This is a genomic window from Acetobacter sp. UBA5411, assembly GCF_002409645.1.
GTDB lineage: Bacteria > Pseudomonadota > Alphaproteobacteria > Acetobacterales > Acetobacteraceae > Acetobacter.
Genome location: NZ_DHNR01000023.1, coordinates 14,011 through 14,382, shown reverse-complemented (window position 1 = coordinate 14,382; position 372 = coordinate 14,011). Strand labels below are relative to the sequence as shown.

Genomic DNA, 372 nt, shown 5'->3' with positions numbered 1-372 from the left:
ACGATAAAATCTTCAAAATCAAACATATCCGTTGCATGAGCTGCTTTCAGACGTCGTGCCGGAAAGCGTAGCGAAAGGAAGAAACGGATAAGAGGGTCGTCCCTCAGCTTGAATGCCAAAGCGATTTTGAACAATGAGTTCTGATCGCTTCTGACCTTGATTGCATGTTGTTCTTTGAAATCATATTCAGGCGACACTTGATCGAGATCGGATGACGTTGTGAGAGTTTCGCCGCGCCGGATAAGAACATTCATGATGCGATCGGTAATATTCACGACTGCCAGCCTCCCCCAAGTGCGCGAAAGCATTCAACTGCGGCGCGATCCTCTTCTGCCCGCATGGATGCCAGTCGATCCTGCGCGTTCAATAAGG

At 48.9% G+C, this 372-nt stretch carries 1 pseudogene; it reads right to left on the bottom strand.

Annotated features, from left to right (window positions below):
• Positions 1-275 (bottom strand): annotated as a pseudogene (locus B3759_RS07360) (hypothetical protein); the annotation flags it as partial.
• Positions 276-372: the final 97 nt, after the last annotated feature.